The organism is Pseudolabrys sp. FHR47, assembly GCF_005153485.1.
In the GTDB taxonomy this organism is placed as follows: domain Bacteria; phylum Pseudomonadota; class Alphaproteobacteria; order Rhizobiales; family Xanthobacteraceae; genus Pseudolabrys.
The window spans coordinates 654,325-676,942 of record NZ_CP039740.1 but is presented as its reverse complement, the minus strand read 5'-3'; the positions used below and the strand labels follow the sequence as shown (position 1 = coordinate 676,942).

Below are 22,618 nucleotides of genomic sequence, written 5' to 3'. Positions count from 1 at the left end.
TTTGAAACGGCCGGGCCGAAAAGCCCGGCCGTTTTTCTTTTGGAGTCAGGCGGCGCGGCTCCACCCGTTATTCACCAGCACATGCGCGGTGAAATCGGCGATTGCGGCGAGCGTCGCCTCGGGCGCCTCGCGCTGCGGCGAATGTTTTGCACCGGGCAGCAGCGCCACATCGACCGGGCAGTAGCATTCGCGTTCCGCGACTTCGATCTGCGCCACGGTGCCGTACTGGTCGTTCTCGCCCTGCACGATCAGGATCGGCACGCGGATATAGGCAAGCTGCTCGGTGATATCCCACTTGCGGAAATCGGGATCGAGCCAGGCATCGTTCCAGCCGCGGAAAGCATTGTCCGGGTCCTTGTGCCAGCGCGCGAGCTTGGCCTTGAGGTCGGCGGTCTCGTAAGCCGTTTTCGCCTCGGCGATAGCGGCAATGCCCATGTCTTCGGTGAAGAAATGCGGCGCCATCAGGATGATGCCGCCGAGGCGATGATCCTGATGCGAGCCGGCATAGATCGCGGCGATCGACGCGCCATCCGAGTGCCCGAACAGGATATGCTGCTTCACATTGATCGCATCGAGCAGTTTCGGCAGCACCTCGCGCGCCTCAAAGTGCATATAGTCGAGCGGCCGCGGCAGCTTTACAGGCGACGATTGACCATAGCCGGCGCGCGAATAGACGAACACGCCGCACCCCGTGGCCTGCTGCACCTTCTCCGGAAAATCACCCCACAGACCGACGCAGCCGAGCCCTTCATGCAGCATGACGATGGTCGGCGCCTGATCCGGGCGCGGGCCGATCATGCGGTACTCGAGCGAGTGGCCGCAGATGGAGAAAAAACCGGAGTCGGATAATTGCATGGCGCACTCACGATCCTGTCGTCCCGGGCGACTGAGCGGAGCGAAGGAGGCCCGGGACCCATACGCCGTGTCCTCTCGGTAAGGCAGGGCGTATGGGTCCCCGCCTTCGCGGGGACGACGACTGTTATTGCTGCTCCGCCCGCAGCTTGAACCTCTGAATCTTCCCCGTCGCCGTCTTCGGTAGATCGACGCGGAATTCGATCCAGCGCGGATATTTGTACGGCGCCAGCACCTGCTTCACATGCTCCTGCAACATCACGACCAGCGCCTCGCTGGCCTTGTCCTGTTGCTTGAGCACGACGAAGGCGCGCGGCTTCACCAGTTTCTCATCGTCGTGCCAGCCGACCACGGCGGCTTCCAGCACGTCGGGGTGCGACGCCAAAGCAGCCTCGACCTCGAAGGGCGAGACATAGATGCCCGACACTTTCAGCATGTCGTCGGCGCGGCCGCAGCAGATGAAATAGCCGTCCTCGTCCTCGATGTACTTGTCGCCGGAGCGGGTCCACTCGCCCTGGAAGGTCGAGCGCGACTTCTCGCGGTTGTTCCAGTACATGACCGCCGAGGTCGGCCCGCGCGAATACATTTCGCCCATTTCGCCTTTCGGCACGGGCTGACCGTCCTCGCCGAGAAGCTTGATCTCATAGCCCGGCACCGGCTTGCCGGTGGTGCCGTATTTGGTGGCGCCGGGGCGGTTGGACAGAAAGATGTGCAGCATCTCGGTGGTGCCAAGGCCGTCATAGACCGAGACGCCGTAGCGCTCTTCCCATTTGCGCGCGATGCCTTCCGGCAGCGCCTCGCCCGCCGAGATGCAATGGCGCAGCTTGACCTCGGACTTCTGCGGCGCACTCGGCGAGTTGAGGAAGCCGGCGTAGAAAGTCGGCACTGCGAAGAACACGGTGATGGGATGCCTCTTCAACAGCGCGGCAACGCCGTCCGGCGTCGGGCGATCCGCATTGAGTACGGTGGTCGCGCCGACGCTGAGCGGGAACGTCATGGCGTTGCCGAGACCATAGGCGAAGAACAACTTCGCCACCGAATGCACGACGTCGCTCTCCTTCAACCCCACGACGGGCGTGCCGTAGAGGTCGGCGGTGAGCTTGAGGCTGCCATGGACATGCACGGCGCCTTTCGGCGTACCGGTCGAGCCTGAGGTGTAGAGCCAGAACGCCATGTCATCGGCGACCGTCGGTGCCGTGTAGTCCTCCGGTTCATCGGCGCCGATCAGATCCTCGAACAGGCGATAGCCGTGAGGGTTGGCGCCCGACACGATGACATGCTCGAGGTCCGGGCTTTCCGCGATGATCTTCGCGAATTTCGGAAACAGCGCCTCCGACACCACCAGCGCCTTGGCGCGGCTGTCGGCCAGCATGAAACGATAGTCGTCCTCGGTGAGCAGCGTGTTCACCGGCACCGCGATGATGCCGGCCTTGAGGCAGCCGAGAAACGTCGTCGGCCAGTCGATGGTGTCGAGCACCGCCATCAACACGCGCTCCTCGCGGCGGACGCCGAGGCCGCGCAGCGCCGCGCCGAAACGGTTCACACGGTCGGCGAGCTGGCCGTATGTCCAGGTGCCGCGCCCATCGATATAGGCCGGCTTGCCCGCGCGGCCCGCGTCGAGATTGCGCTTGAGGACATCGGCGGCAAAGTTGTAGCCGCGCGCGCCCAACATGGGGCTCACGCCCACCGCGTCGGCCGAGCCTGTGTCCGCCGCGATTTTTTCCGCGACCGTCATTTTGTTTTCCTCCCGAAGTATTCGGGTATTATGCAACAGACGGGCGCAGGCTGCCTAGCGCAGCATATTTCCAAAGCAAAACGCGCCCCCACTGGGAGTGAAGCCGCAATGATCCTCAGCCGCGACCGTATTCTGACCACCCATGTCGGCTCGCTGCCGCGCAACGACAAATTGTCCGACCTCTTGGTGCGCCAGGAACAGGGCCAGCCCTTCGACGCGGCCGAAATGGCGTCCGAACTCGACAAGGCCGTCGCTCATGTCGTCGGCAAGCAGGCCGAGGCGGGCATCGATATCGGCAATGACGGCGAGCAGCAGCGCGTCGGCTTCCAGACCTATGTGCCGCAGCGCATGTCGGGCTTTGCCGGCGTGTCGAACCGGCGGCGCGGCAAGGAATTCGAAGCCTTCCCCGAACTGGTGGCGAGTCTGACACGGCGCTTCCCACACGTATCGAAGCAGCAGAACGCGCCGGAGTGCCAGGGCGAACTGAAATATCTCGACGTCAAGCCGATCAATGACGAACTGGCGCGCTTCAATCGCATCGCCGCGGGCAAGTTCGCCGAGACCTTCATGACGGCACCGTCGCCGGGCATCATCTCGTCGACGATGCTGAATGCGCATTACGACACGCACGATGCCTATCTCGCCGCCTTGGCCCGCGAGATGCGGCATGAATATCTCGCCATCCATAATGCCGGCCTCGTGCTGCAGATCGATGCGCCCGATCTCGCCATGGACCGCACCATGCTCTATCGCGATCTCGACGATGCGGCCTTCATCAAGCGCGTCGAGGCACATGTCGCCGCCATCAATGCCGGCATCGACGGCATTCCGGCCGACCGCGTGCGGCTGCATGTCTGCTATGGCAACTGGGAAGGCCCGCATATTTACGACATCCCGCTGGAGAAGATCCTGCCGGCGCTCTATCAGGCCAAGGTCGGCGCGCTGACCATCGAATTTGCCAATCCGCGTCACGCCCACGAATACGCCGCATTCAAGAAGGCGCCGCTGCCCAAGCACATGATCCTGCTGCCGGGTGTGATCGAGACGACATCGAATTTCGTCGAGCATCCCGAGGTCGTCGCGCGGCGCATCGAGGATGCGGTGGCGGCGGTGGGCGATCGCGAGCGCGTCGTCGCCTCGACCGATTGCGGCTTCGGCACCTTCACGAACAGAGAGTGGGTGATCGAGCCGGCGGTGTGGTTGAAGCTCAAATCGCTGCGCGAGGGCGCCGACATCGCCTCGACACGGCTCTGGGGCAGGAAGGTGGCGTGAGAATCCCTGCGCTGTCATCGTCCGCGAAAGCGGACGATCCAGTAAACGCAGGCGTCAGCGGTTACTGGATGCCCCGCTTTCGCGGGCATGACAGCTTTTGATTACGTGCTTCGATTGTCAAACAGCCCTCAGCCAACGCTCCGCTGGCCCTGTTCTTTACGGCGCGGGTCACGCCGGCTTTCCCTTTCGCCCCCTCGGCGCATGCCGAGGGGATGGAGCGCCGCGAGGCGCCCATTGTCGTTTCGCACCTTGCGGTGCGAGGCATCTCATGACGCGAGATGCCTGCGCCCCGCGGCGCTCCATCGCGGTGTCTTCACAGTGACGGGCCGCGCTTCTGGCGGCTGATCCATCTTGCGATGGGTAGCGCTCACCATCAGCAAGCTCCTTGCAGGAGGTCATAGTGCCTCCGGCATAGCAGTTTGCTTTGCGCAAACTGCGTAAACTTGTTTGCGCGTGCCCCCTCGCCGCCCGAGCGCCTGGGATGCGTTTTCCCAGGCCCGCGGGCACCGCATCCTGCTCCACTGACACGACGCCTCATGACAGCGCCCCCGGCCGGAACAGGACGAAATGAGCCTATAATATCCTAGGAATAATAGTCAAGGACTATTTTCTATTTGTCATTCCGGGACGGTGCGTAGCACCGGGCCCGGAATCCATACGCCGCAGCACCGGGGATATGGATTCCGGGTTCGCCACTTCGTGGCGCCCCGGAATGACGGAAAGGCGGGTCCCGCGGCCCACGGCTCGCGATATCTGCCCAACCCTGTCGCCGCGCCGCCAAGCCGCTATAATGCACCCCGAGCAAAGCCGGCCGCCCGATGCGCCGGCACAACAAGAACCGTGCGAGGAAGCCCAGATGGACCAGACCGTCCGCAAGATCAGCGCCGATGATGTGAACCCCCGTCATAACTGGGGCCGCGCTTTGCCTTCGCTCGGCACCAACGGCGTCGACTTCGAGGAGCGCGTCAATTACCAGCGCCTGCACCGCTACCGGCTCGGCCGCGCCAAGCAGGCGCTCGACAATTCCGAGCTCGGCGCCCTCCTCGTCTTCGACGTCAACAACATCCGCTACATCACCTCGACCAAGATCGGCGAGTGGGAGCGCGACAAGCTGTGCCGCTGGGCGCTCTTGACGCGCACCGGCGAACCGATCCTGTGGGACTTCGGCTCGGCCGCCGTGCATCACAAGCTCTATACGCCCTGGCTGGCGCCGGAGAACTGCAAGGCCGGCCTGATCGGTATGCGCGGCATGGTCGATCCCAAGTTCGGCCTGATGAAGAAGCACGCCGGCGAGATCGCCTCGCTGCTCAAGGAGGCCGGCGTCGGCGACATGCCGGTCGGAGTCGATCTCATCGAGCCGCCGATGATGTTCGAGCTGCAGAAGGCCGGCATCAATGTCGTCGACGGCCAGCAGGTGATGCTGGAAGCGCGCGAGATCAAGTCGCAGGACGAGATCCATCTGCTCAATCGCGCCGCGGCGATGGTCGACGGCGCCTATGACCTGATCAACGAGAAGCTGCGCCCCGGCGTGCGCGAGAACGACGTCGTCGCCATGGTCAACGAGTTTCTCTATCGCCATGGCTCCGACGACGTCGAGGCGGTGAACGCCATTTCCGGCGAGCGCTGCAACCCGCATCCGCACAATTTCACCGACCGCATGATCCGCCCCGGCGACCAGGCCTTCTTCGACATCCTGCAGTCGTTCATGGGCTATCGCACCTGCTACTACCGCACCTTCAATGTCGGCCGCGCCACGCCGGCGCAGCGCGACGCCTACAAGCAGTGCCGCGAATGGCTCGACAATGCGATGGCCCGCATCAAGCCCGGCGCCACCACCTCGCATATCGCCGAAGCCTTCCCGACGGCGCAGGAGTTCGGTTTCCCGGACGAGACATCGGCCTTCGGCCTGCAATTCGCGCACGGACTTGGTCTGGCGCTGCACGAGCGGCCGGTGATCTCGCGCGTGGTGTCGATGGACCACCCGACCGAGATCAAGGAAGGCATGGTGTTCGCCATCGAGACCTATTGCCCGGCGACGGATGGATACTCCGGCGCGCGGATCGAGGAAGAAGTCGTGGTCACCGACAAAGGCTGCCGCGTGATCTCGCTGTTCCCGGCGGAAGAACTGCCGATCGCGAACAGGTATTGAGGCCCTTCTTGTCGTCACCGGGCTTGACCCGGTGACCCCGCTTAGGTTGGTACTATGCCCGCCTAAGCGGGATGGCCGGGTCAAGCCCGGCCATGACCGTGCAGTTGGTGAGCAAGATGATCCCGCCCGTCGATCCCCGCTACATGACCGACAAGCAGCGCGCGGAGAACCGCGCGCGCGTCATCTCGTTCGTGCTGTGGAGCGGCGCAGCGCTCGCGCTGTTCGTCGGCTTCATGCTGTTCGCCTATACCGATCAGGCGCCGGCATGGCTGCGCAACCTCGCCTACCAGATCGACGGCGCGTTCGGTTATCCGGTGCTGGCTCTCATCCGGGCGATGGCGGGATAGACGCCGACGCGATACAAGCCGGCATGGACAACAGAATTCAGAAGCCGCGCCAGCTGCCGCGCGGCGCCTTTGGCGCGCTGGGCCGCGGCTTTCGCGGCAAATGCCCGGCCTGCGGCGAAGGCCGCCTGTTCCGCGCCTTTCTTAAAGTGGCGGACAAATGCCCCTCCTGCGGCGAGGAATTGCACCATCATCGCGCCGACGACTTCCCGGCCTATCTCGTGACGGTGCTGACCGGCCTTCTAGTGGTGCCGATCGTGCTGGCGGTGGAGATGAACTATACTCCGCCGATCTGGCTCAGCGTGACTTTGTGGCCGGCGCTCGCCTTCGTGATGGCGATAGCGCTCATCCAACCGGTCAAGGGCACGGTCGTCGCCCTGCAATGGTATGCCGGCCTGCACGGCTTCGAGGCGGCGAAGAAAGCAAGGCAGGCCACCGCCAAGTAAGGCCGTCATGGTCCGCGAAAGCGGGCCATCCAGCTCTTCCAAGAAATTGCTGGATCACCCGCTCATAGGCGTTCTGAAAGAACGCCGTTCTTCGAACGGCTATGCGCGGGTGATGACGACTGAGTATTACGCCGCCCGCACGCCGGCAATGAAGTCCTGCGCCTCGACCTGCAGCGCGGCGGCCTGACGGCTGAGATCCGCGGCGGCGTGCTGGATTTCCACGGCGCCGGTGCGCGTGCGCGCGGCGAACTCGTTGACGCCGTCGACGGTCTGCGACACCTGACGCGAGCGCACCGCCGCGCCCTCGACGGTCTCGGCGATCTTCTGCGTCGCCTGGCTCTGCACACTCACCGCCTCGGTGATGGCGCGCGCCACGGTGCGGATGCCGGCTATGCCCTGGGCGATGGATTCGGTCGTGGTGCGCACGCCGCCAATAATGCCGGCGACGGATTCGGTCTTGCTGCGAATATTGGCGAGCGCCTGGGTCGTCTGCGTCGCGAGCGACTTGACCTCCTGCGCCACCACGGCGAAGCCGCGGCCGGCCTCACCGGCGCGGGCCGCCTCGATGGTGGCGTTGAGCGCCAGCAGATTGGTCTGGCTGGCGATGGCCTGGATCATGCCGACGACCTTGTCGATGTCGCTGACCGCCTGGGTCAGGCTGTCGACATTGGTCACGGCCATTTCGGCGCGGCGCGAGGCATCGAGCACCGCGCCCGAGGCGTGGGTGAGCTGCCCGTCGATGTCATGCATCGAGGCCGACAATTCCTCGATGGCGGCGGCGACGGTGCCGGCAACCTCGGTGGTTTCCTGCGCGACGACGGCGGCGGTACCGGCGTGATCGCCGGATTCGTCGGCGACCTCGCTCATCGCCTGGGCCGATCGGTCGAGCTCGGAGGCAGAGTGGGCAAGCGCGGCGGCAACGCTGAGAATCTTGCTCTCGAAATTGCGCGCCAGTTGCTCGAGCGCTTCGCGCTTGTCGACGGCAGCCTGCTCGCGCGCCCGCTTGCGCATCTCCTGCGCGTCCTTCAGGGCCACGGCGTTGTCGCGGAACACCAGCACCGCCCGCGCCATGGTGCCGACCTCGTCGCCGCGCTTGAGGCCATCGATCGGCGCGTCGAGCCGGCCCTGTGCGATCTCGCGCATGGCAAAAGCCAGACGCCGCAGCGGCCGCGCCACAGTGCGATGGGCGAGCAGCATGGCGATCAGGATGGTGCCCAACGTGCCTGCGACCAGCATGATGGTCAGCAAATCGTAGGTGGCGGCCCGCTTCTCGCCCGCCGTTTCGATGGCGACACGCATCTGGCCGCCGAGCACGTCGATCAAGCGGTTCATGCTGGTGGTGGCGTCGACGACTGCCGGGTCAAAGCGGAATTCGAGCAGATGACGCACCTTGGCGTTGTCGCCGGCATTGATCGCCGCCAGCACCTCGTCGGCGAGGGCGTTGAGGACGTCGAGCCGGCGTAGCATGCCGCGCACGTCGTTCTCGCGATCCGGCATCGCCTCGATCACGCCGGCGAGCCAATGCTTCGCCGAGGCATACTGCCCGGCGCGCTCGGCGACGGCTTCGCGGATGGTCTCGGGATCGCTGGCGGCGGCCATCTTGTAGGTCGCAAGCCCGAGCGATTCGGCGGCGATCTTGGACTCGGTCAGGATAAGTCGTACCGGCGCGATCTCGTGCGTCACGATGTCGTTGAGGCGATCGACGTCCTGCAGGCTGCGCAGGCTGTACCAATTGGCGGCGGCCGACAGAATGCCGAGTGCTCCAATCAGCAGCATCGCCTTGGCGGCGATCGGCAGACGAATCGCAGATATGCGCAGCATTGGATTTCCGAGGCGGGAATTTCAGTGACGGTATTTACGCCGCGATATGTTCCCGATTGCTTAATGACACATTCATGCAGCCGTCGTGTCGGAGCACGATTGTGACAGCGAATGCGAGCAGCTATTCGCGCGGACCGTGTGCCACAGCGTGGCCCGGAAATGCACAGATTCCGCACGGAGTATTTGTTACGCCATTTTTACTGGAGCCGGAGCGGTGCTGCCGCTTCACTCAACCCGTTGTGCACACCGATCGCTCGTTCGATCAGAACGGCCGGCGGCAAGAATCCTCCACCTTGTGAAAAGGGGCTTCCTCACGGAAGCCCCTCTTTTTTTGGGGGCCCAAGCCCGCCCCGCCCGGTTGGCATCAATCGCCTTTGGCCAGATCCTTCCGCAGTTCCTCGAGCCGCTCCCGATACCCCTCGCCATCGCCATAGTCATCGAACAACGCGTAGCGCGTGTGCGTGCCGATGACACGGCGCGCGTGCTTGATCGGACACCAGTACTGCTCGGTACGCGCCACGATCTCACGAGCATAGGCGATGAGACCGTTGGCATAGGAGCAATAAGCGCAATTGAGCTTTTCGAGCGCGTTGAGATAGGCGAGATGGTGACGGTCGAACACCAGATAGTCGGCGCGCTTCACCTTGGCGATGCCGTACACCGGGAAGCACACGGCCTGATAGACTGAAACGAACATATCGAGCACCACGAACGGCACGATGCCGGCATAGATCACCGGCGCGACCAGCATCACCAGGGGACGGGCGCCGAAAACATAGGGCAGCAGCTTCTGGCGCAACTCGCGATGGCGGCGCAGCAGCTCTTCCTCGAAGGCGGCGCGGCCATGCTCCATGCCGTAGCGCAACTCGGCACTCCGCTTGGCAAGCTCCGCGTCAAGTTCGGATTCGAGCTGTTTGATCTTGCCGATCAGCTCATTGATCTGAGGATTCATCGTTGGGGCCCTTCGGACGCCGAATAGCGTCGCGGGAGCCACCATGGCCCGCCGCAGGGCGCAATGACAGCCAATTCAGCCGGCGCGATGCGCCCGATCGCAGGGCACCCGCCCCCGCTCCTTGGGGGCGGGCAACAATCCTGCGGGCGCGGACCACGCTTTACTCGAGCCCGGTGCCGACCTTGACGTTCTCCGGTTCGAGCTTCATGCCGGCGGCGAGCGCCATGGTCTCCATCAGTGCCGCGAAATCCTTCTGCAGATAGGCTTCCGGATCCTTCTGCAGCATCGCCGCGCCGAAATGACCCTGCAGCACCTCGCGCGTCGCCGCCGTCACCGGCATCGGCACGTCGAATTCGCGACCGAGTTCGAGTCCGAGATCAAGGTCCTTGCGCAGCAACTCCGGCGTGAAGGTGGTGGTCCAGTCGAGATTGACCAGAGCCGGCGATTTGTATTTCGTGAACATCGAGCCCATGACGCCGTTGTTCATGAAGGCGAGGAAGGCGTGGCGCGGCACGCCCATCTTGTTGGCGAGCAGCGTGATCTCGATCAGGTTCTCGATGACGACGCCGAGCATGACGTTGTGCGCGATCTTGCAGACGCGGGCGAGATCGCCCTCGCCGACATAGGCGACGCCCTGCGGCGCGATGACGTCGATGAGCGGCTTGGCGGCGCGGAACACGTCCTCCGAGCCCGACACGACGGAGGACAGCTTGCCGGCCTTGATGACCTTGGCATTGCCCGACACCGGCGCGGTGAGATAATCGCTGCCGGCTTCCATCAGCTTGCGGCGAATCTCGACGGAGTCCTCAATGGAAATGGTCGAGCAATCGACAACGATCTTCGGCGCCTTGCCGCCGTTCGCCAGCACGCCGTTCGGGCCGAAATAGATTTCGTCGAGATCCTTGCCGGTCGAGACGATGGAGAACACCACATCGAGGCCGGCGAGATCGGACAGCTTGTCGACGACCTTGCCGCCGCTTTTGGCCAGCGGTTCGGCCTTGGCGCGGGTCCGGTTCCAGACGGTTACATCGTGGCCGGCCTTGAGCAGACGCTCGGCCATCGGCGCGCCCATGCGCCCGGTCCCGATCCAGCCGAGCTTCTGGGTGTTCTTGGACATTCAGGTCTCTCCCTTGCAATTTCTTCCGCGTTGACCGCGGCGGCTTTGTCTTGCGTATTCGCATAGCGGTTCCGCGCGAGACGCGCCAGTGGTGGGCAACGGCTGCATGCGTGCGTTGCGCCCTGCTATAGAACCGTGCCCCTTTTGGTGGCACGCCCGCCAAAGCCCTAGGATCCGGCCCATGACACTGACCATCCCACCCCGCAGTAATTCCGAGCCGCGTGTCGAGGATGACGCTTTGGTGCGCGGCGCCGGGCAGTTCGTGGACGATCCACGCCTGCCGGGTCAGGCCGCCGGCGTGTTCGTGCGCTCGCCTTATGCACACGCGCGCGTGCTGTCGGTCGGGACCGAGGCGGCGCTCAAGGCCAAAGGCGTCATCGCCGTGCTGACCGCGGCCGACATCAAGGCCGCCGGCATCGGCTCGATCTCGCGGCACGGCCCCCTCACCGGGCGCGGCGGCGCTCCCCTCGCCATGCCGTTTCGTCCGGCACTGGTGGGCGACAAAGTGATGCATGTCGGCGACCCGGTCGCGCTCGTGGTGGCCGAATCCCTGGCGGAAGCACTCGACGCGACCGATCTGGTCGATGTCGAATACGAAGAGCTGCTGCCAGTCGTCAGCCTCGACCAGGCGATGAAAGCCGACACCGTGCTGTACGCGGAGGCACCCGGCAATCTCGCCATCGATTGGCCTGGCATGAAGGAAGACAAGGACAACGAGAAGGCGGTCGACGATACGATCGCCAAGGCTGCGCATGTCGCCAGGATCACGGTCACCAACCAGCGCATGGTCGTCGCCTCGATGGAGACGCGCGGCGCCACGGGAGTCTACGACGCCAAGACCGACAGCTATACGCTGCATTCCTGCTCACAGGGTACCGACCCGTTACGCCGCATGACGGCCTCGGTGCTCGGCGTACCGGATGACAAACTGCGCGTCATCACGCAGGACGTCGGCGGCGCCTTCGGCGTCAAGACCTCGGTCTATCCCGAATATATCGCGCTCCTTGTCGCGGCGAAGAAGCTCGGCCGGCCGGTGCATTGGATGGCGACGCGTTCGGAATCTTTCGTTACCGACAATCAGGCACGCGACGCTATCACCCACGTCGAGCTCGCCTGCGACGCCAAGGGTAAGTTCATCGCGCTGCGTGCCCGGCATCTGTGCAATCAGGGCGCCTACATCACCAGCGCCGGCGCGCAGATCAACACGCTGAGTTTCTGGCAATGCCTGCCGGCGATGTACGCCATCCCGAAGATGGATGTGTCGGCCGCTTGTTATTTCTCCAACACGGTGCCGATCGGTCCCTATCGCGGCGCCGGTCGCCCCGAGGCCAATTACGCGCTGGAGCGCGCGGTCGAGGAAGCGGCGCGCCTATTGAAGATGGATCCGGCCAAGCTGCGCAAGAAGAACCTGATCCCGCCGTCGGCGATGCCTTACAAGACGCCGATCCAGACCTACGACTCCGGCGACTTCCCGGCCGTCGTCGACAAGGCCCTTAAGCTCGCCGACTACGAGAACTTCAGCAAGCGCAAGCGCGAGGCGGCCAGACGCAAGAAGCTGCGCGGCATCGGCATTTCCTGCATGCTCGAACATGCTGGCGCCTTGCCGACCGAGCAGGCCTCGGTCAGCTTTCCCGGCGGCGACAAGCTCGTTCTCGGCCTGAATGTGCAATCGACAGGGCAGAGCCACGCCACCGTATTCGGTCATCTGCTGGCGGCCAAGCTCGGCATCGACGCCAGCACCATTGAGCACCGCCACGGCGACAGCGACCTAGGTATCGCGGGCTTTGCCTCCGTGGGCTCGCGTTCGGCGATGTGTGCCGGCACCGCCATTCTTGTCACCGCCGATACGATGCTGGCCAAGGCGAAGAAAATCGCTGCGTCGGCGCTGGAAGCGTCGGAAGACGACATCCAATATCGCGACGGACACTTCGAGGTTGTCGGCACCGACCGGCGGATCACGCTGTTCGAGACGGCGGAGCGCGCCAAGGTGATGGGCGAAAGCCTCGACACCAAGGATCAAGGCCACGCGCCGACCACCTACCCCAACGGCTGTCACATCGCCGAAGTCGAGATCGATCCCGACACCGGCCATTTCGACATCATCACCTATACGGCGGTCGACGACAGCGGCAATCCGCTCGACAAGACCATCGCCTCGGGCCAGGTGCAGGGCGCGATCGCACAAGGCCTCGGCCAGGCATTGGTTGAGAACGCGGTTTACGACGAAGACAGCGGCCAGCTCGTGTCGGGCTCGTTCATGGATTACGGCATGCCACGCGCCCACGACATGCCGGTCGAACTGCGCGAGGCGATGCATGTCGTGCCGGCGACGACCAACCCGCTCGGCGTCAAGGGCGTCGGCGAGTCCGGCACCACGGCGGCGATTGCCGCGGTGATGAACGCGATTTCCAACGCCATTCCCAATGGCGCCGCCGACTACATGGATATGCCGGCGACGCCGGCCAAGGTGTGGGCGGCGTGTCAGAGGGGGATGGGGAAGTAGTAAGGGCTCCTGCCGTTCTTCCCTCTCCCCTTGTGGGAGAGGGTGCCTGAGCGAAGCGAAGGCGGGTGAGGGGTCTGCGCTGATCGCAGACTCCGACCCCTCACCCGGCTCGCAGCTCACGCTGCTCGCCACCCTCTCCCACAAGGGGAGAGGGGAAGAAGAAGCTAAGCCTGGCTGATGAACTTCGTGTTCAGATAAGCCTGCAGGCCTTCGATGCCGCCTTCCGAGCCATAGCCGGAATCCTTGACGCCGCCGAACGGCGTTTCCGGCGTCGACACCATCACAGAGTTGATACCGACCATACCGGCCTGGATGGCGTCGCCTACCGCATTGGCGGTCGCCGACGACGTCGTGAAGGCATAGGAGGCCAGCCCGAAGGGCAGCGAGTTGGCGCGCTCGATCACTTCATCGAAGGTCTTGAACGGCACGATCGGCGCCAGCGGGCCGAACGGCTCCTCGGTCATGATCTTCGAGTCGTCCGGAATGTCGGTGATCACGGTCGGCTCGAAGAAGAAGCCCTGGTTGCCGACGCGGTTGCCGCCGGTCGCGATCTTGCCGCCGCGCGCCTTGGCGTCGTTGACGAAGGACTCCATCGCATCGAGCCGACGCGGATTGGCGAGCGGACCCATCTTGGTGTCCTTGTCGAGGCCGTCGCCGAGCTTGAGGCCCTTGGCGTATTCGACGAAGCGCTCGACGAACTTGTTGTAGTTCTTCTCCTGCACATAGAAGCGAGTCGGCGAGATACAGACCTGCCCGGCATTGCGATATTTGAATGCGGCAATGGTGTCGGCCGCCTTGATCGGGTCGGCATCGTCGAACACCAGCACCGGCGAATGGCCGCCAAGCTCCATGGTGGCGCGCTTCATGCCGCGCGCCGCCATGGCGGCGAGATGCTTGCCGACCGGTACCGAGCCGGTGAACGACACTTTCTTGACGATCGGCGACGGGATGATGTGCTCGGACACTTCGGCCGGCACGCCGAAGACGAGATTGAGCACGCCCGCCGGCAAACCGGCATCGGCGAAGCATTTCACCAGTTCGACGCAGCCACCCGGCACTTCTTCCGAGGCCTTGATGATGAGCGTGCAGCCCGCGGCGAGTGCACCGGCGATCTTGCGGATCGGCGTCAGCGTCGGGAAATTCCACGGCGTGAAGGCAGCGGCGACGCCGACCGGCTCCTGCGTGACGATCTGGCGGATGCCCTTCACGCGGCCCGGCACGATGCGGCCATAAGCTCTACGGCCTTCCTCGGCATACCAGTCCGTAATGTCGGCGGAGGTCATGACCTCAATGCGCGATTCCGGGAACGGCTTGCCCTGCTCCTGCGTCTGCACGCGCGCGATGTGGTCGGCGCGTTCGCGCATCAGCATCGCCGCCTTGCGCAGGAAGTTCGAACGGTCATAGGCCGAGGTTTTGCTCCAGGCGCCGAACGCCTTGTTGGCGGCGGCGAGCGCGGCATCGAGATCGGCCTTCGAGGCGTGCGGCAGCCTGGCCAGCACCTTGCCGGTCGCGGGATTGATGACGTCCTCGCTCTTGCGGTTGTCCGCGCCCAGCCACTGGCCGTCGATGTAAAGCTTGAGATCGGTATACATATCGAACCTCGTGTTCCCGGTGTCCACTCAACTCGGCGCGTGCCTTAGCACTTTCAGCATGCTGCGGCCACAGCACCCTGTCGTTGCGCTGCGAAAGATAATTCGGAACAAATATGCGGGCTTATTTGCCCGTGAATTTCGGCTTGCGCTTTTCCATGAAGGCCTTGCGGCCCTCGATGTAATCGCTCGACGCGAAGCAGGCCTGGACCATGGCTTCCGCCTTGTCCATGTCGCGGTCGGCGGGGTCCTTGAGGATTTCATTGACGATGAACTTGACCGAGTCGACCGTGAGCGGCGCATTGCCGGCGATGGTCTCGGCATAGTTCTGCACATAGGCTTCCAGTTCACCGTCGGGCACCACGCGATTGACGAGGCCCATGCCGTGCGCCTCCTGCGCGGTGAACTGCCGTGCGGTGTAGAAGATTTCCTTGGCGAAGGACGGGCCGACGACGTCAACGAGCTTCTTGAGGCCGGAAAAGCGATAGCCGAGCGACAGCTTGGCCGCGGGCACCGCGAACTTGGACGCCTCGGTGCAAATGCGCATGTCGCAGGCCAGCGCCAGTCCAACGCCGCCGCCGACGCAATAGCCGCGGATCATGGCGATGGTCGGCTTGGGGAAGTCATAGAAGGCACCGTAAGCGCGGTCGACCGCTTCGTTGTAACGATCGGAGGCTTCCTTGCTGGAGCGCTCGCTGGCGAACTTCGAGATGTCGGCGCCGGACACGAAGGCCTTGCCGCCGGCGCCGGTGACGATGACGACGCGGATGTTGTCGTCGCGCTTGAACTCGTCGAGATAGCTCTCGGCCGCTTCCCACATGTCGAGCGACACGGCGTTGAGCTTGTCGGGATTGTTGAATGTGAGATAGCCGACCTGGCCCTCCTTGCGGGAGAGCATCTTGTCGGTCTTCACGGGCGCGTTCATTTCCACAGTCCTTTAGACAGCTTTCGCCTGATGTAGCGCGGCGATTTCGTCGGGCGCGAAACCGAATTCCTTGAGCACCTCGTCGGTGTGCTCGCCCTGGCTCGGCGGCGTCGCGGCGATGCGGCTCGGCGTGCGCGACAGCACGAAGGGCTGGCCGACGAAAGTCTGCGTCTCACCGTTCGGCTTGATGCCATCCTGCGCGATCTTCAGATGCCTGACCTGCTCGTCGGCAAACACCTGATCGATCGAGTTGATCGGCCCCGACGGCACGCCGGCCTTCTCGAACAACGCAATCCATTCGGCGCTGGTCCTGTGCACGGTCTTGGCGTTGATCGCATCGTTGACCGCCTGGCGGTTCTTCGAGCGCAAGGTGTTAGTCTTGAAGTCGGGATTGTCGAGCATCTCCGGCGCGCCGAGCGCGTGACATAAGCGCTCCCAGATCACGTGACCGGCAACAGCGATGTTGATGTAACCGTCGGCGGTCTTGAACACGCCGGTCGGGATGGTGGTCGGGTGGTCATTGCCGGCCTGACCGGCGACCTCATGGTGCTGCAGCCAGCGCGCCGCCTGGAAGTCGAGCATGAAGACCTGCGCCTGCAGCAGCGAGGTCGAGACCCACTGCCCTTCGCCCGACACTTCACGCTCGAGCAGTGCCGTCTGGATGCCAAGCGCGCAAAACAGACCGGCGCACAGATCGGCGACCGGAATGCCGACGCGCATCGGGCCGCGCCCCGGCTCGCCGGTGATCGACATCAGGCCGCCCATGCCCTGCGCGATCTGATCGAAGCCGGGGCGGTCGCGATAGGGCCCGTCCTGACCGAAGCCGGAAATGCTGGCGAGGACAATGCGCTTGTTGATCTTCTTGAGCGACTCGTAGTCGATGCCGAGGCGGTCCTTCACGTCGGGGCGGAAGTTCTCGACCACGACGTCGGCCTTTTCGACCAGACGCTTGAAAGCCGCGAGGCCCTGCGGCGACTTCAGATCGAGCGTGATGCTGCGCTTGTTGCGATGCAGGTTCTGGAAGTCGGCATTGTCGCGCGGGCCGCCCGGGCCTTCGCCCTTTTCCAGGTGTGGCGGGGTCTCGATCTTGATGACATTGGCGCCCCAGTCGGCGAGCTGCCGAACGCAGGTCGGCCCCGAACGGACCCGGGTAAGGTCGAGAATGGTAAATCGGGACAAGGCCGAGGACGCCCGGGGAAATGGCATTTCAAGCAGCTCCACACGTCAAAAGCTTCAACGGGGCCAAGACCTTCCACGATCCGGGCGGGGAAGTCTATCGGCGACAGATTGCGCGCGTCCGGGCCGATTTCGTTCACGTTCCGGCGCGATATTGCCCAATCTCGCCTTGAAAAGAACACCGGGCGCTGTCATATCAGCCCTGCGGATGTAGGCTCGATTCGAGCTTCCTCGCGGGCTGCGTGCACGAATTTCCTTCAAAACGATTTTCGCCCCGCCTTTTCCGCCTCACCTGAACCGACACGGCAACCCTGGCAACGCGGGATGTCTTGAAACCCCGATCCGCCGTGCGCGCGAAGCGTGCCCGGTCGTGTCGTCGCATTAGAAAAGAGACGTTTTGACTAACTTCAACAATTTCGGCCTCGCCGAACCGATCCTTCGTGCCCTCGCCGAAGAGAAATACGAAACCCCCACCCCGATCCAGGCCCAGACCATCCCCGTCGCTCTGACGGGCCGCGACATTGTCGGCATCGCCCAGACCGGCACCGGCAAGACCGCCTCGTTCGCGCTGCCGATCCTCAACCACATCGTCAACAACCGCATGCGCCCGATGCAGAAGGCCGCGCGCGTGCTGGTCTTGTCGCCGACGCGCGAACTGTCCGGCCAGATCGCCGACAGCTTCCGCACCTATGGCCGGCACATCCGCCCGCTGACGATCGAACTCGCCATCGGCGGCGTGCCGATCAACCGGCAATCCCGCGGCATGGCGCGCGGCGCCGAAGTGCTGGTAGCGACGCCGGGCCGTCTGCTCGATCTCGTTCAGCAGCGTTCGGTCGTGCTCGATCAGGTCGAAATCCTGGTGCTCGACGAAGCCGACCGCATGCTCGACATGGGCTTCATCCGCGACATCAAGAAAATTGTATCGATGCTGCCGCAGAAGCGGCAGACCTTGTTCTTCTCGGCCACCATGCCGAAGGAAATCACCCAGCTTGCCGAGTCGATGCTCAAGAATCCGGAGCGCGTGTCGGTGACGCCGGAATCGACCACTGTCGAGCGCATCGCGCAGCGCGTGATCCTCACCGAAAAGTCGGCGAAGCCGGGCCTTTTGGTCGAGGTCATCAAGTCCGAGACTATCGACCGCGTGCTGGTGTTCACCCGCACCAAGCACGGCGCCGACAAGGTTGTGCGTCAGCTCGAGACCGCCGGCCTGCCTTCGGCGGCGATCCACGGCAACAAGTCGCAGAACCAGCGCGAGCGCGTGCTCGCCCAGTTCCGTGATGGCTCGTTGCGCATCCTGATCGCGACCGACATCGCCGCGCGCGGCATCGACGTCGACGGCATCAGCCATGTCGTCAATTACGATCTGCCGAACATTCCGGAATCCTATGTGCATCGCATCGGCCGCACCGCGCGCGCCGGCCGCGACGGCGTCGCCATCTCGTTCTGCGATCACGAAGAGAACGGCTTCCTGCGCGACATCGAGCGCACCATCCGCATCAAGATCCCATCCGAGGACAAGCGCACCGGTCGCTCAGCCAGCCGGCCCGCCGGCGAGCCGGCGCCGCATCACCACGCCAATGGCCGCAATGCCGGTGGCAACCGCCGCGGCGGCAATGGTCAGAACCGCGGCCGCAACGGCCAGGGTCATGGTGGTCAAGGTCATGGCGGTCAGGGTCATGGCTCAGCTCATGGCGAGCAGGGTCAGCCGCGTCCGCAGCGCGCCAAGGGTCATCCCAATGGCGGCCACCAGAACGGCCAGCGCAACGGCAACCGCCCGGTGGCGGCGGCCGGCGGCAATGGCGGTGCCGAGAACATTGGCGGCATGAAGTTCATGCAGCGAGGCCCGAACCGCCCGCGCAGCCACGCGCCGCGCTGAACTATCGACTGAATTACCTCCCCAAAGGCCGAAAAACGGCCTTGGGGAGGGATCGGTTTTTCGGATAAAGGTAGCCCGCCCCTGATAGGGCGCGGCCGACCGGGAGAGGATTTGGATGCCGAAAGAAGAAATGCTGGAGTTCGACGGGACGGTGACCGAAGTGTTGCCGGACGGCAATTTCCGGGTGAAGCTCGATAACGAGCACGAGGTGCTGGCCTACACCGCCGGCAAGATGCGCAAATTCCGCATCCGCACCGGTGTCGGCGACCGGGTGATCGTGGAAATGTCGCCCTACGACCTGCAGCGCGGCCGCATCAGTTTCCGGCACAAAGGCGACGCCCCGACATCGGCGCCGGCGCAGCGCCGGCCGAATTTCCGCCGCCGCTAGCTGGATCGGACCGGCAGGCGATCTTGCCTGCCGTGAATTATGCCGACGCGACTTCGTCGGTAATCACCTTAAACCCCGCCAGCGTGCACAGGCCAAACGACGTCACAATGGCGACGTCGGTGGCATCGCGCCCGCGCGCCATCAGGATGCGGCCGATGCGCGGCACATTATTGCGCGGGTCGAACAGATGCCAGGCGCCGCCGAGGTAGACTTCCATCCACGCCGCGAAATCGCCGGGCGCATAAGGCGGCGGCATGCCTATATCGCCGAGATAACCGGTGCAATAGCGCGCCGGGATATTGAGACACCGGCAAAAGGTGATGGCGAGATGAGCGAAGTCGCGGCAGACGCCACGCCGCTTGTTGTAGACCTCCCAGGCCGACATGGTCGGATCGGCATGTTCATAGCCGAACGTGATGTGGTTGTGCACGTAGTCGCAGACCGCCTGCACCAGCGACCAGCCCGCAGGCAGGTGACCGAACGTCTTCCACGCCACGTCGCTGAGACGATCGGTTTCGCAGTAGCGGCTGCCCAGGAGATAAACCAGTACGTCGGGCGGCAATTCGGACAGCGCATGCTGATAGGCATTGGCGACAACCGGATCGGTTCTGCCGCTGTCCTGGATCGTGAAGTCCGCCGTAATTTTCAGCCGGCCTTTCGGGGCGGTAATCACATGGCAGAAGTTGCCGAATGCATCGTGATAGGTACGGGCCGGAATTGGCGGCTCAAAATTGATGCGATCCCAGCTCATCAGATCAGGCGTGCGTGACGGATGCACACTCAACTGCAGAATCATCGGCGTCGGTTGCGGGCAGTCGTAGGCTATTTCGTAGCCCGCGCGGATTTTCATACAAACTCCATGACCTGATATGTTTGATATCATACGCTCCACGGTAAAAATCGTTGCATACTATCTGCCATATTGTTTTGACGCGTTTTCTTCACGCGAACCGGTTTCCACTTCGCTCGAAAACGCTTTAGAAGGCCGATATGGACGCAAAACTGACCGCCCTGCTGGCTCCGGACGAGCCCTCGCCCGTCACAATCCATAATGCTGACGGCACGTCGCCTTTGCTTCTGGTCGCCGATCACGCCGGTAACCGCATTCCCCGCGCGCTGGGCGATCTCGGCGTGTCGGACGAAGAGCGCGCGCGTCACATCGGCTGGGACATCGGCATCGCCGGCGTATCGCGCCACCTTGCCGATACGCTCGATGCCGTCCTGATCCAGCAGAACTATTCGCGCCTGGTGATCGACTGCAACAGGCCACCGGGCGTGCCGTCATCGATGCCGGAGATCAGCGAACTAACCGCCATACCAGGCAACATCGGATTGAGCGAAGCGCAAAAATCGGCGCGCGTGACCGAAATTTTCCGGCCGTACCACGACGCCATCGAAACCGAACTGAATCGCCGCCTGCAAAGCGGGCGGCCGGTCGCTCTGGTGGCGATGCACAGCTTCACGCCGGTCTACAAGGGCTTCGTCCGGCCCTGGCATGCCGGCGTGCTGTACAATCGCGACGATCGCTTTTCGAAGCGGCTGAAAGCCGTGCTGGAGGCCGAAGGCGATCTCACGGTCGGCGATAACGAACCTTATCGCGTCGACGATCTCACCGACTACACGATCCCCACGCATGGCGAACAGCGCGCCCTGCATCACATTGCCATCGAGATTCGTCAGGACCTGATCGCCGACGAACAAGGCGAAATCGCATGGGCGGCGCGGCTGGCGCGCCTGCTGCCGCAAACCTACGCCGCTCTTTAAACGCGACAACTTGAGGCCCGCCGCTATTGCCCGCCGCCCCACAAAGCCCACAATACAATCGGGTAATCGGGCTCCCGCCTCCGATCAGGTGCGCCATGAAATCTGCCGACGGCTATCGTTTCGCATGGGTCGTCCTGCTTGCCGGCATGATCGCCGCTTGGCCCGGCGCCGCTTCCGCACAGGAAGCCGCCAAAGAGGCTGCAAAAAGCGCCAGCCCATCGCCTCAAAATGAACGACGCGAAGCCGCCGCCGACGGCATCCTCAAGCTGCTGCCGGCCGACGCAATCACACAGCATTCCATCGCGACGCCGCAAGGCAAGATCGACTACACCGCGACGGCAGGCACGCTGCCGTTCTACGACCAGTCCGGCAGCCAGAGCGCGGCGGTGTTCTACACCGCTTACGTTGCCAAGAACGGTGGCCCGAACCGGCCGCTGACCTTCGCCTTCAATGGCGGGCCGGGCGCGGCTTCGGCCTATCTGCATATGGGCGTGGTCGGCCCGCGCATTCTCGAACTCGGGCCCGGCGGCCATGACGCCGCGCGCGCCGAATTGCGCGACAACCCCGCCACCTGGCTCGCCTTCACCGATCTGGTGCTGATCGATCCGGTCGGCACCGGCTGGAGCCGCGCCGCCAAGAGCGACAATGCCAAGAGTTTCTGGAGCGTGCGCAGCGATGCCGACGCCATGGCCAAAGCGATCGCGCTCTATGTCGCGCACAACAACCGCGGCGGCTCGCCGAAATATCTGCTCGGCGAAAGCTATGGCGGCTTTCGCGCCGTGAAGACAGCGCGCGCATTGCTGCGTGAGCAGGGCCTCGCGGTGAGCGGGCTCATCCTCGTCTCGCCGCTGCTCGAGGGCTGGCTGACCTTCGGCGACGACACCTCGGCGCTGCGTGCCGCCTTGCAGATGCCCTCGCTCGCCGCCGCCGAACTCGAGCGCAAAAAGGCGTTCACGCCGCAGGCGCAGGCCGAGGCGGAGAAGTTCGCGATGACGGATTATCTGGTCACGCTCGCTGGCAAAAGGCCGGAGGGCGACGCCGCCAAGGCGTTCTATGCGCGTGTCGCCGCGATGACCGGCGTACCGGAAGGCACGATCGCGTCGTCGCGCGGTTTCATCAACGACTTCGTCAAAACCATCCGCGCCGGCAAGATCGTCAGCCGCTACGACGCCGACTACGCGGTGGACGATCCGAACCCGGAGCGCCGCGCCGCGCGCGGGGCCGATCCGATCCTCGACGGGGTGACACGCGCCTATGGCGGCGGCTTTGCCGACTACGCGCGCAATGAACTCGGCTTCAAGACCGAGATGACCTACACGCTGCTGGCCAACGACATCAGCGGCAACTGGGACTGGGGCCATGGCGGACGCTTCGCCGCGACGTCGGACGACGACATCCGCACCTTGCTCGCCTTCAGCCCGTCGTTCCGCCTGATGGTGGTGCACGGCTATGCCGACATGGTCACGCCCTACGGCATGTCGCGCTATGTGCTCGACCATCTGCCGCCGATCGGGCCGTCCGGCCGCGTCCAGTTCAAGCTCTATCGCGGCGGCCATATGTTCTATATCGCCGCCGACCAGCGCAAAGCCTTCAGCGACGACGCCGCCGCCTTCTATCGCGCGGCGGAATAGACCAGCCACGGCTCCCTTGAATACCTGAGGTCCCATCTGTCATGGTGGGCCGGCCGGGCTATACTTGGGGGCCGCCGC

General features: G+C 64.1%; 18 protein-coding genes. 9 read left to right on the top strand and 9 right to left on the bottom strand.

Annotated elements, in window-relative coordinates:
* Nucleotides 1-45 precede the first annotated feature (45 nt).
* Nucleotides 46-855, bottom strand: coding sequence for an alpha/beta fold hydrolase (locus E8Q40_RS03355; protein WP_137043056.1), 810 nt, complete (start codon nucleotides 853-855; stop codon nucleotides 46-48).
* A 124-nt stretch (nucleotides 856-979) separates the two neighbouring features.
* Nucleotides 980-2,524, bottom strand: coding sequence for a benzoate-CoA ligase family protein (locus tag E8Q40_RS03350; RefSeq protein WP_137046567.1), 1,545 nt, complete (start codon nucleotides 2,522-2,524; stop codon nucleotides 980-982).
* Between the two features lie 171 nt (nucleotides 2,525-2,695).
* Here E8Q40_RS03350 and E8Q40_RS03345 point away from each other — a divergent pair, with 171 nt between their 5' ends.
* The 4 genes from E8Q40_RS03345 to E8Q40_RS03330 all read left to right on the top strand — a co-directional run bounded on the left by E8Q40_RS03345 (nucleotide 2,696) and on the right by E8Q40_RS03330 (nucleotide 6,798).
* On the top strand, nucleotides 2,696-3,859 hold the full coding sequence (locus E8Q40_RS03345) for a cobalamin-independent methionine synthase II family protein (protein WP_137043055.1): 1,164 nt from the start codon (nucleotides 2,696-2,698) through the stop codon (nucleotides 3,857-3,859).
* A gap of 856 nt (nucleotides 3,860-4,715) precedes the next feature.
* Entirely contained in the window at nucleotides 4,716-6,008 is a 1,293-nt protein-coding gene (locus E8Q40_RS03340; protein WP_137043054.1) for a Xaa-Pro peptidase family protein, read from the top strand.
* Nucleotides 6,009-6,100: 92 nt separating this feature from the next.
* Nucleotides 6,101-6,355 carry a hypothetical protein gene (locus tag E8Q40_RS03335; RefSeq protein WP_137043053.1) on the top strand — a complete coding sequence of 85 codons (255 nt, stop codon included), beginning with the start codon at nucleotides 6,101-6,103 and terminating at the stop codon, nucleotides 6,353-6,355.
* A gap of 23 nt (nucleotides 6,356-6,378) precedes the next feature.
* Nucleotides 6,379-6,798: a DUF983 domain-containing protein gene (locus E8Q40_RS03330; protein ID WP_137043052.1), complete on the top strand. Its 420-nt coding sequence runs from the start codon at nucleotides 6,379-6,381 to the stop codon at nucleotides 6,796-6,798.
* 126 nt (nucleotides 6,799-6,924) lie between these two features.
* Here E8Q40_RS03330 and E8Q40_RS03325 read toward each other — a convergent pair whose 3' ends face one another.
* The 3 genes from E8Q40_RS03325 to E8Q40_RS03315 form a co-directional block, all read right to left on the bottom strand.
* Nucleotides 6,925-8,619, bottom strand: a complete 1,695-nt coding sequence (locus E8Q40_RS03325; RefSeq protein WP_137043051.1) for a methyl-accepting chemotaxis protein — start codon at nucleotides 8,617-8,619, stop codon at nucleotides 6,925-6,927.
* 364 nt (nucleotides 8,620-8,983) lie between these two features.
* Complete coding sequence (locus E8Q40_RS03320) at nucleotides 8,984-9,571, bottom strand: hypothetical protein (RefSeq protein WP_137043050.1); 588 nt, start codon at nucleotides 9,569-9,571, stop codon at nucleotides 8,984-8,986.
* Between the two features lie 160 nt (nucleotides 9,572-9,731).
* Nucleotides 9,732-10,688, bottom strand: a complete 957-nt coding sequence (locus tag E8Q40_RS03315) for an NAD(P)-dependent oxidoreductase (RefSeq protein ID WP_137043049.1) — start codon at nucleotides 10,686-10,688, stop codon at nucleotides 9,732-9,734.
* A 181-nt stretch (nucleotides 10,689-10,869) separates the two neighbouring features.
* Here E8Q40_RS03315 and E8Q40_RS03310 point away from each other — a divergent pair, with 181 nt between their 5' ends.
* Nucleotides 10,870-13,191 (top strand): xanthine dehydrogenase family protein molybdopterin-binding subunit, encoded by a 2,322-nt coding sequence (locus E8Q40_RS03310; protein ID WP_168197725.1) that lies wholly within the window; start codon nucleotides 10,870-10,872, stop codon nucleotides 13,189-13,191.
* Nucleotides 13,192-13,355: 164 nt separating this feature from the next.
* Here the strand turns inward: E8Q40_RS03310 and E8Q40_RS03305 are convergent, their stop codons facing one another.
* The 3 genes from E8Q40_RS03305 to E8Q40_RS03295 all read right to left on the bottom strand — a co-directional run bounded on the left by E8Q40_RS03305 (nucleotide 13,356) and on the right by E8Q40_RS03295 (nucleotide 16,911).
* On the bottom strand, nucleotides 13,356-14,783 hold the full coding sequence (locus tag E8Q40_RS03305; protein ID WP_137043047.1) for an NAD-dependent succinate-semialdehyde dehydrogenase: 1,428 nt from the start codon (nucleotides 14,781-14,783) through the stop codon (nucleotides 13,356-13,358).
* 121 nt (nucleotides 14,784-14,904) lie between these two features.
* Entirely contained in the window at nucleotides 14,905-15,705 is an 801-nt protein-coding gene (locus E8Q40_RS03300) for an enoyl-CoA hydratase (RefSeq protein ID WP_137043046.1), read from the bottom strand.
* A 12-nt stretch (nucleotides 15,706-15,717) separates the two neighbouring features.
* Entirely contained in the window at nucleotides 15,718-16,911 is a 1,194-nt protein-coding gene (locus E8Q40_RS03295; RefSeq protein ID WP_137043045.1) for a CaiB/BaiF CoA-transferase family protein, read from the bottom strand.
* A gap of 367 nt (nucleotides 16,912-17,278) precedes the next feature.
* Here E8Q40_RS03295 and E8Q40_RS03290 point away from each other — a divergent pair, with 367 nt between their 5' ends.
* Both E8Q40_RS03290 and infA read left to right on the top strand, forming a co-directional pair.
* Entirely contained in the window at nucleotides 17,279-18,757 is a 1,479-nt protein-coding gene (locus E8Q40_RS03290; protein ID WP_137043044.1) for a DEAD/DEAH box helicase, read from the top strand.
* A gap of 115 nt (nucleotides 18,758-18,872) precedes the next feature.
* A complete protein-coding gene (infA, locus tag E8Q40_RS03285; RefSeq protein WP_137043043.1) occupies nucleotides 18,873-19,145 on the top strand; it encodes a translation initiation factor IF-1 in 273 nt (90 codons plus the stop codon).
* Between the two features lie 37 nt (nucleotides 19,146-19,182).
* Here the strand turns inward: infA and E8Q40_RS03280 are convergent, their stop codons facing one another.
* Nucleotides 19,183-19,995 carry a transglutaminase family protein gene (locus E8Q40_RS03280; protein WP_137043042.1) on the bottom strand — a complete coding sequence of 271 codons (813 nt, stop codon included), beginning with the start codon at nucleotides 19,993-19,995 and terminating at the stop codon, nucleotides 19,183-19,185.
* Nucleotides 19,996-20,135: 140 nt separating this feature from the next.
* Between E8Q40_RS03280 and E8Q40_RS03275 the strand changes: the two genes are divergently transcribed.
* Together E8Q40_RS03275 and E8Q40_RS03270 are read left to right on the top strand one after the other, a co-directional pair.
* Entirely contained in the window at nucleotides 20,136-20,909 is a 774-nt protein-coding gene (locus E8Q40_RS03275; protein ID WP_137043041.1) for an N-formylglutamate amidohydrolase, read from the top strand.
* A 95-nt stretch (nucleotides 20,910-21,004) separates the two neighbouring features.
* Entirely contained in the window at nucleotides 21,005-22,540 is a 1,536-nt protein-coding gene (locus tag E8Q40_RS03270) for a S10 family peptidase (protein WP_137043040.1), read from the top strand.
* Nucleotides 22,541-22,618: the final 78 nt, after the last annotated feature.

What these genes read in the sequence shown, in the direction of transcription:
- E8Q40_RS03275 (WP_137043041.1), top strand. Translation starts at nt 20,136, where the DNA reads ATGGACGCAAAACTGACCGCCCTGCTGGCTCCGGACGAGCCCTCGCCC.
- E8Q40_RS03300 (WP_137043046.1), bottom strand. Translation starts at nt 15,705, where the DNA reads ATGAACGCGCCCGTGAAGACCGACAAGATGCTCTCCCGCAAGGAGGGC.
- infA (WP_137043043.1), top strand. Translation starts at nt 18,873, where the DNA reads ATGCCGAAAGAAGAAATGCTGGAGTTCGACGGGACGGTGACCGAAGTG.
- E8Q40_RS03340 (WP_137043054.1), top strand. Translation starts at nt 4,716, where the DNA reads ATGGACCAGACCGTCCGCAAGATCAGCGCCGATGATGTGAACCCCCGT.
- E8Q40_RS03280 (WP_137043042.1), bottom strand. Translation starts at nt 19,995, where the DNA reads ATGAAAATCCGCGCGGGCTACGAAATAGCCTACGACTGCCCGCAACCG.
- E8Q40_RS03335 (WP_137043053.1), top strand. Translation starts at nt 6,101, where the DNA reads ATGACCGTGCAGTTGGTGAGCAAGATGATCCCGCCCGTCGATCCCCGC.
- E8Q40_RS03345 (WP_137043055.1), top strand. Translation starts at nt 2,696, where the DNA reads ATGATCCTCAGCCGCGACCGTATTCTGACCACCCATGTCGGCTCGCTG.
- E8Q40_RS03325 (WP_137043051.1), bottom strand. Translation starts at nt 8,619, where the DNA reads ATGCTGCGCATATCTGCGATTCGTCTGCCGATCGCCGCCAAGGCGATG.
- E8Q40_RS03295 (WP_137043045.1), bottom strand. Translation starts at nt 16,911, where the DNA reads ATGCCATTTCCCCGGGCGTCCTCGGCCTTGTCCCGATTTACCATTCTC.
- E8Q40_RS03305 (WP_137043047.1), bottom strand. Translation starts at nt 14,783, where the DNA reads ATGTATACCGATCTCAAGCTTTACATCGACGGCCAGTGGCTGGGCGCG.
- E8Q40_RS03355 (WP_137043056.1), bottom strand. Translation starts at nt 855, where the DNA reads ATGCAATTATCCGACTCCGGTTTTTTCTCCATCTGCGGCCACTCGCTC.
- E8Q40_RS03270 (WP_137043040.1), top strand. Translation starts at nt 21,005, where the DNA reads ATGAAATCTGCCGACGGCTATCGTTTCGCATGGGTCGTCCTGCTTGCC.
- E8Q40_RS03315 (WP_137043049.1), bottom strand. Translation starts at nt 10,688, where the DNA reads ATGTCCAAGAACACCCAGAAGCTCGGCTGGATCGGGACCGGGCGCATG.
- E8Q40_RS03320 (WP_137043050.1), bottom strand. Translation starts at nt 9,571, where the DNA reads ATGAATCCTCAGATCAATGAGCTGATCGGCAAGATCAAACAGCTCGAA.
- E8Q40_RS03330 (WP_137043052.1), top strand. Translation starts at nt 6,379, where the DNA reads ATGGACAACAGAATTCAGAAGCCGCGCCAGCTGCCGCGCGGCGCCTTT.
- E8Q40_RS03310 (WP_168197725.1), top strand. Translation starts at nt 10,870, where the DNA reads ATGACACTGACCATCCCACCCCGCAGTAATTCCGAGCCGCGTGTCGAG.
- E8Q40_RS03350 (WP_137046567.1), bottom strand. Translation starts at nt 2,524, where the DNA reads ATGTTGGGCGCGCGCGGCTACAACTTTGCCGCCGATGTCCTCAAGCGC.